The organism is Xanthobacter sp. BG11Y11_SDJG (genome assembly GCF_057364445.1).
In genome coordinates, this window is sequence record NZ_JBNFNU010000913.1 from 1 (window position 1) to 486 (window position 486).

The following is a 486-nucleotide window of genomic DNA, read 5'->3' on the forward strand; positions in this document are numbered from 1 at the left end:
GCGCCGGGCTGGGGGCCGGCGTCGCGGCGGCGATCGCCCTGGAAGCGGTCACCCTGCGGACCGATCCCCCTGCGGGCGATCCCCCTGGGGGCGGTCGCCACGCGGCCGATGTCCCTGGCGTTCGCCGTGACGTTCGCCCTCACCCTGGCGCTGGCCCTGGGGCCGCTCGCGGCGCGGGGCGCCGGGCGGACGGCCGGGCCGCCAGACCTCGATCATCTCGGGCTCGGCGGCGCGCCCTCCACCGCCTCGGGACCGCCGGGAGCGGCCGGGGCATCCACCTCGGCCGCCGTCTCGGCAGCGGTGGGATCGCCGGTCGCCTCCAGGATTTCGGCGGACGCCTCGGCTTCGGCGGCATCCTCTTCGGCCGGCATATCGTGCGCAGCCGTATCCGCGGGCGCGTCCTCCGCCGGGGCGGCATCCTCAGGCGCTTCCTCCACCGGGGTGGAAGCGTCGCCTGCGGGCGCATCCGTCTCGGAACCGGCAGCC

Annotated in this window: 1 pseudogene; it reads right to left on the minus strand. The window is 78.0% G+C overall.

Annotated features, from left to right (window positions below):
- Window positions 1-212: 212 nt before the first annotated feature.
- Window positions 213-486 (minus strand): annotated as a pseudogene (locus AC2W7M_RS27265) (OmpA family protein); the annotation flags it as partial.